Annotated in this window: 4 protein-coding genes and 1 pseudogene; 4 read left to right on the top strand and 1 reads right to left on the bottom strand. The window is 59.1% G+C overall.

Annotation, left to right across the window (positions count from 1 at the left end):
- From EN906_RS18945 to EN906_RS18935, 3 genes are all read left to right on the top strand, one after another.
- Nucleotides 1–919, top strand: a 919-nt coding sequence (locus EN906_RS18945) for a cation:dicarboxylase symporter family transporter (RefSeq protein WP_127375301.1), incomplete at its 5' end; no start/stop codon positions are given.
- Nucleotides 920–1194: 275 nt separating this feature from the next.
- Entirely contained in the window at nucleotides 1195–2256 is a 1062-nt protein-coding gene (locus tag EN906_RS18940) for a LacI family DNA-binding transcriptional regulator (protein WP_051695606.1), read from the top strand.
- A 164-nt stretch (nucleotides 2257–2420) separates the two neighbouring features.
- Entirely contained in the window at nucleotides 2421–3224 is an 804-nt protein-coding gene (locus EN906_RS18935; protein WP_063169395.1) for a TIM barrel protein, read from the top strand.
- A gap of 48 nt (nucleotides 3225–3272) precedes the next feature.
- Here the strand turns inward: EN906_RS18935 and EN906_RS18930 are convergent, their stop codons facing one another.
- Nucleotides 3273–4190, bottom strand: a complete 918-nt coding sequence (locus tag EN906_RS18930; protein ID WP_063170390.1) for a LysR family transcriptional regulator — start codon at nucleotides 4188–4190, stop codon at nucleotides 3273–3275.
- A gap of 701 nt (nucleotides 4191–4891) precedes the next feature.
- Between EN906_RS18930 and EN906_RS18925 the strand changes: the two are divergent.
- Nucleotides 4892–6115 (top strand): annotated as a pseudogene (locus tag EN906_RS18925) (IS110 family transposase).
- The last annotated feature ends 234 nt before the right edge of the window (nucleotides 6116–6349 follow it).

Below are 6349 nucleotides of genomic sequence, written 5' to 3'. Positions count from 1 at the left end.
GCTCGATGTCCAAGCCGTTAAGGGCTATGTGGCCACGGCTCACGAGCAGTCCGTGACCAGCTTCCTGATGAACATCATCCCGTCAACGATTGCCAGTGCCTTCGCGGAAGGCGACATCCTGCAAGTCCTGTTCTTCTCGGTCCTGTTCGGCATTGCTTTGGCGATGACCGGAGAGACGAGCAGGCCGGTCGTTACCTTTCTCCAGGCGCTTACCGCCCCCATTTTTAAGCTCGTCGGCATTCTGATGAAGGCTGCACCCATCGGCGCCTTCGGCGCAATGGCCTTTACGATCGGCAAATACGGAATCGGTTCGGTGGCCAACCTCGCGATACTGGTCGCGACGTTCTATCTTACCGCCTTCCTCTTCGTGTTCGGGGTTCTCGGCGCGGTCTGCCGCTACAACGGCTTCTCGATCTTTTCTCTCGTCCGCTACATCAAGGACGAGCTGCTGCTTGTCCTGGCAACGTCCTCCTCGGAGGCCGCGCTGCCCTCGCTAATGGAGAAGATGGAGAAGGCCGGCGCCGCCCGTTCGGTCGTAAGTCTCGTCATCCCTACTGGATACTCATTCAATCTGGACGGTACCAATATCTACATGACGATCGCCGCCCTCTTCATCGCCCAGGCGACGAACACAGATTTGTCAATTGCCGATCAGATCCTCCTGCTGCTAATTGCGATGCTTTCCTCGAAGGGTGCGGCAGGCGTCACCGGCGCCGGCTTCATCACATTGGCCGCTACTCTCTCTGTCGTGCCGAGTGTTCCCGTTGCCGGAATGGCTCTAATTCTTGGCGTGGACCGCTTCATGTCGGAATGCCGCGCGCTGACGAATTTAGTCGGTAATGCGGTGGCATCGCTCGTTGTCGCTCGCTGGGAAGGCGAATTGGACCAGTCACGGATGGAAACCGCTTTCCGCGGTTAGGGTTACATCAAACTGGCTCCCCGCAAGCAAGATCGCAACAGCGCGACGTGTAAGTAGCGGCCTTGACACAACAGTCGAATTGCCAGCCTCCAAAGAGCGCTGGAAATAGAGTACTAACGCAGTGAGTAATACAACACCATGAAGCCCCTAAGCAAACGAACGGTTCACGGAGACTCATCTGGGTGCGCATGGAGCGCTGTTCGTCGAATGCGCTATCCGCGGGGTGGGGGAACTATTTCAGCTTGCCGCCCCAAGCCGTCGCGGGAGCGCACCGGATGATGGAGGACCGGCCGATCAGAATCGCTAGGGGAAAGCGCGTCACAATAGCCGATCTCGCCCGCGAAGCCGGAGTCAGCGTAGCAACAGTCGATCGGGTTCTGAACGTCCGCCTTCCGGTGCGAGAGGAGACCGCCCAGCGGGTCCATGCGGCCGCGCACGCGATCGGCTATCATGCTGCCGGTCTCATCAAACAGCGCTTGCAGCAGCACCTGCCGCACTACAAGCTGGGCTTCATCTTGAGAAAACCTACCCACGATTTCTACCAAGATTTCGCTCGCAAGATCGAAGAGTCGGTCAGTATGGCTAAATCCTTCCACGGCCTTCCGATCATCGAGTTCGCGCAGTCACATTTGCCGCGTGACCTGCTCCCGCTTCTTAAGGACCTTGGGAGCCGCTGCCAGGCGATCGCCATGGTGGCGGCCGATCACCCGAAAATCACAGCATCAGTCGAGGAGCTCAAGGCGAAAGGTATCCCGGTATTTTCGCTGCTATCCGACTTCGCCGATGGCGTGCGCGAGGGCTACATCGGCCTCAACAACAGCAAGGTCGGACGGACTGCCGCTTGGGTGTTTTCCAAGGCCGCAAAACGGCCCGGCAAGGTGGCGGTGTTTGTCGGAAGCCATCGCTTCCAGGCGCATGCGACGCGGGAAACGGCCTTTCGTGCGTATTTTCGTGAGAACGCGCCAAAATTCGAGGTGCTTGATGCGCTCGTGAACCTTGATGAACGGCAGCTCACTTACGAAAAATTGCTGGATCTTATGCAGCGGGAACCAGAGCTCGTCGGCTTCTATATGGCCGGCGGGGGGATAGAGGGGGCAATTTCCGCGCTCCGAGAAGAGGGGAGCGGTCAGGATCTCGTCGCGATCGTGAGTGAAATGACGCCGCAGTCACGTGGGGCGCTTGCGGATGACATCTTGACGATGGCGGTCGGCACGCCAATGCGCCGACTTTGCCAGGAGCTGATAATGGCAATGGAGCGGGCCATCAAAGCCGGCGTCGCGGAGAGCCCGGGGCAGACATTTCTGCCGTTCGACATTTATCTTCCGGAAAATATTTGACCTTGATGGATTTCTATCATGAGCGCCCATTTTCCTTTCACCGATGAAAGGAAAGCTCGATTGACTCGGCCGTCTCTGTCCGATCTGTGAACCGGCGTGGTTCCGTCTTGAAAGAAGCCGGATGCCGAAATGGCAGCCGCGCTTCATGGAAGGAAAGTCAAGCAATGCGCCAGGTATCGCCCCGCTTTGCACTCGATCACATGGCGGCGCCCCGCCTTGACGTCAGTGCGCTTTTCGCGCTTGCCCGTGACCAAGGCCTGACCGACGTCCAAATCCGTTACCCTCATTTCAGCAATCCTGTCGCACGCGGCATTCCGGCTGCGGACGTTCGGTTGGCCGCTACCGAAGCGGGCGTCACGATCATCTCTGTCAACGCCTTGCAGCGGTTCAACGACTGGACTCCAACGCGTCAGGCCGAGGCAAGCAACCTCGCCGATTATGCGACGGCGTGCGGGGCGGAGACGCTCGTGTTGGTGCCGGCCAACCGCAGCTCGTGGCCCACCAATAGCGAGCGCCAGGACAATCTTCGTTTCGCTCTAAACGAGATCAAGCCAATCCTCCAGTCGCGGGGTCTGATCGGTCTCATCGAGCCGCTGGGTTTCCGAACCTGCTCGCTTCGATCAAAGAAGGAAGCGGCCGAGGCCGTTGCCGCGGTTGATGGCCAGTCCGTCTTTCGCCTCGTGCACGACACGTTCCACCACACCCTGGCCGGGGAGACATGCCTGTTCTGCGAGCTTACCGGCCTGGTGCACATTTCAAGCGTAAACGACCCGACCTTCTGGATTTACCCCGATCGCTTTCTTGCAGGTTCCGACAATGGCAGCCAGATTCAGGCGCTGCTGGATGGCGGCTACGCGGGACCTTTCTCATTCGAGCTGGTCGAGGAAGTCCATTCTCTGGACGATCTCGCAGGCGCACTTGCCGCCAGCATCGACTTTATCCGGCGAGGGCTATTGTCGTCAAAGTAGATGGTGACAGGAGTAGTGACTATAGGTGCGCCTGAATTTTCCGTGGGTTCACAGCGGGGCAGCCATCCGAGATGCCTCCTGTATCATTATCTCCCGCATCCAGATGCTTGCCGGATCGCTATTGTGGAGGGCCGGCCATTGGAGGGTCTCGGTGAATGTGGGAAATGGCAGCGGAAGTTCGATAACCCGCAGGGGGAACGTTTTTTCGAAATGCCTGACCAGCCGTAAGGGCATGGTCGCTATACGAGCTGTGCCGGACACCATAGGTGGAATCATGCTGAAGCCCTGCACGGCGACCTCGACACGTCTCTTAAGGCCATGCTCAAGCAAAAACCATTCCTCGATAGACGGCTTCATCGTACGCCCGAACCTGACCGCGACGTGCCTCATCGACATGTATCTCTCGAATGTAAGCTGCTGTGGCAGCTGCTTGTTTGTGGGACAGCCTACGCACACGAGCTTCTCGTCAAACAGCGCAACGCTTGAATGCACACTCGACGTGAACATATCCGGTAGAATTAGAAAATCGACGTCACCGCGCCGGAGAAGCTCATCGGGGCTATCGTCGACAGGCAGCAGTTCGAAGCTGACGGCGGGGGCTTCCCGTGAAATACGCTCCACAAGCTTTTCGAAAAACACGAGCGTGACGAAATCGGAAAGAATGATCCTGAAGAGGCGATCGGCTCGAGCTGGGTCAAACGGATCCGAAGAAATAATCGAGCACTGGATGTGCTGGAGAGCGTCGCGAACTGCGGGGGCAAATGCTGCCGCACGCGGGGTTAGAAATCTTTCGCGACCTCTTATCGTAAACAGTTCATCGCGGAAATAATCGCGCAGTCGGGCGACGGCCGCACTCATGGCGGGCTGACTCAGGTTAATCCTGCGTGCCGCCGCCGAGAGATTACGCTCCGTCAGGAGTGCGTCGAGCACAACGAGGAGATTTAGATCAAGTCCTTTGAAACGCATGTCATCAGCCATCCATGGGATGGATGCCTTTAACCGAAACAAACGACTTTAACAATTTAGCATTCTTGCAATCTTTTGTCGCAAAAAGTTTATGATGGATGACGTTAAGGTCCGACATATGAGCCGCGTGATCTGCCGAAGCGAGCAATCGTTCGTACTGTGCAGGTCAGAGATTGGCAGTTTGAAACGCCGGGCCGATGGCGCCGGTCTATCAACCAGCGTCTTCGGCGGCCCCGACCTAGCTAGGCGTGGAACCTAATAGGGTGCACCTTTCCAGTCCGAGGCGACTGATGGGCGGTTTGATCCTAAGCTGCCGTGAGGCCTGTGCCAATTGTATCGGCGAGCCAATGCAGCAGTCCGGCAGCGTTTTTGAGAGCTGTTGTAGGCTCGGCCTAAGCCCATTGGCGCAAGCCTATCTGAACGAAGCGCTTGGCCTTGCCGCTATCCGGTATGTGATCTGTGGTGCCTTCTCGTCCTGCTGTTCTTGTTTTGGAACGCCCTTATGGTGAGCCCATCCGGGACGTGGGGCACCGGGAGCACAAAGGTGCAGGCAGGCCGTCAATAGACCGTGGGCTGAGAGCCCGAGCTCGTTACATGGCCGCCCCTCGCGACTTTCCCGGATGCGCTGCGAGCGCGGATCAGTAGATGTCGTGTTGCCCGCCAGCTCCCGTCTTTGACCGAGCCAAGAAGGAGGAACGGGCATGCTTATCATCGGACTGGATATTCACCGCGCCTTCGCCGAAGCAGTGGCATGGGAGGAGGGCAGGCTCAGGCGACTCGGCCGCGTCGACATGCGGCGCGATCTGCTGGCGGCGTTCGCCGCGAAGCTGTCGCCGAACGATGTCGGGGTGATCGAGGCCACCGGCAACGCGACGTCCGCTGCAGCTGTGGTTGCGCCGCATGTGAAGAAGGTGGGGATCGCCAAGCCGAAACAGGTGTTTATCGTTGCCTATGCCAAGATCAAAACGACGATCGACGCCGACGTTCTTGCGCAGCTCTATGCCAGCGGCTTCTTGCCAGAAGTCTGGATTGCGGACGAGCCGACGCAGGCTCTGCGTCGACAGGTGACACGGCGCAATCAGATTGTCCGACAGAGATCTCGATTGAAGAGCGTCATCCAGTCGATCCTTCATAGCCACCTGATCCGTCCTGCCCGCATGCTGACCTGTGCGGCGCCAAGGGTCGGACCTGGTTAATCGAGCAGGTCGTACCGCAGGACGAGCGCCTCGCGATCGATGGGCATCTGCGCGAGTTCGACCGATTGGGCGAAGACCTCCAGGTCATCGAACGCGATCTTGTCCGCTCGGCTCTCGAGGATGAAGGCGTGAAGCGGCTGATGACCATTCCCGGCGTCGACATCACCGTCGCGCTGGCGATGAAGGGCGGCGATCGGCGACGTGTCGCGCTTCGACGATCCGCAGAAGCTCGTGACCTATCTCGGGTTGAACCCAAGCGTCCAGCAGTCCGGCCAGGTCCGGCCTACCATGGGCGGATCACCAAGCAGGGCCGTGGTCATGCGCGCGGCATGCTCGTCGAGGCGGCCTGGGCGGCCGCTCGTGCTCCCGGACCGTTGCGAGCCTTCTCCCTGCGGCGTGCGAGCCCGGCGCGGACAGCATGTCGCGGCCGTGGCAACCGCACGCAAACTCTCTGTCGTGATCTGTCATCTGTTGAGAAGGGCGAGAGTTACGCGTGGGCTCGACCCTCCCTGCATGCCAAGAAGCTTGCGCGATGTGGAACTCAAGGCCGGGAGCAAGGCTGTGCGCGGCCAAAAGGGAGCGCACGCCTACAACATAAAGAGCCACCGGGAAGAAGAGCGCCGCTGGGTGGAGCAGGCCGAGGGCGCCTATGCACGCCTCGTCGCCGGTTGGAACCCACGAGGTCCGAAGAGGGTAGGCACGGATGCCGCAAACGAGGCGCGACGATAGAAGCTGCGCGGCAGGGCTCTCATCTCGGACCCTGCTCTTCGCCACGCGGTCGTCCGTGCGCGACAGGAGAATAGCGCAGATTTATCAAAAAGGCTCTTGTCGATCACATCAGTGGTCTTGGGCGCTGTACGGCCGGGTGAAGACTTTGCAGGTGGCCCGGAAAGCGTTTGACCTGCAGCGAAGCAATTGTCGTCATTACGCGCTCGACCCGGGCGCCCAGCTTGGCATAAGGGC

Source organism: Mesorhizobium sp. M7A.F.Ca.CA.004.06.1.1 (assembly GCF_003999135.1).
Lineage (GTDB): Bacteria > Pseudomonadota > Alphaproteobacteria > Rhizobiales > Rhizobiaceae > Mesorhizobium.
This window is presented reverse-complemented; position numbering and strand designations above follow the sequence as displayed.